This window comes from Vibrio sp. 10N.222.49.C9, assembly GCF_041474985.1.
Lineage (GTDB): Bacteria > Pseudomonadota > Gammaproteobacteria > Enterobacterales > Vibrionaceae > Vibrio > Vibrio crassostreae_C.
Genome location: NZ_JBFRVD010001038.1, coordinates 1 through 362 on the forward strand (window position 1 = coordinate 1; position 362 = coordinate 362).

The 362-nt window shown below is 47.2% G+C and carries 1 protein-coding gene and 1 pseudogene; both read left to right on the forward strand.

Annotated features, from left to right (window positions below):
- Positions 1-232, forward strand: a 232-nt coding sequence (locus AB4585_RS26785) for a winged helix-turn-helix domain-containing protein (protein ID WP_372171777.1), incomplete at its 5' end; no start/stop codon positions are given.
- A gap of 36 nt (positions 233-268) precedes the next feature.
- Positions 269-362: pseudogene (locus tag AB4585_RS26790) on the forward strand (DUF3329 domain-containing protein); the annotation flags it as partial.

The following is a 362-nucleotide window of genomic DNA, read 5'->3' on the forward strand; positions in this document are numbered from 1 at the left end:
GGATATGGGACCAACCGAATTTAAGATGCTGCACTTCTTCATGACGCACCAAGAGCGTGTCTATAGCCGTGAGCAGCTTCTGAACCATGTTTGGGGCACCAATGTTTACGTGGAAGATAGAACTGTCGATGTTCACATTCGTCGTCTACGTAAGGCGCTGGAAGCCACTGAGCATCATAAACTTGTTCAAACTGTACGCGGTGCAGGTTACCGATTCTCGACCAAAGCCTAACCAGCAGGCTCGTCGAACTCTGGAGTACGCCTTTAGATGGTAGAAAAACTGACATGGAGAAAGCTGGCTTTAGAGCTGGCTTTTTTTTATACACCTTGGGTTTTGCTTGGATGGTTTGTAGGATACATGC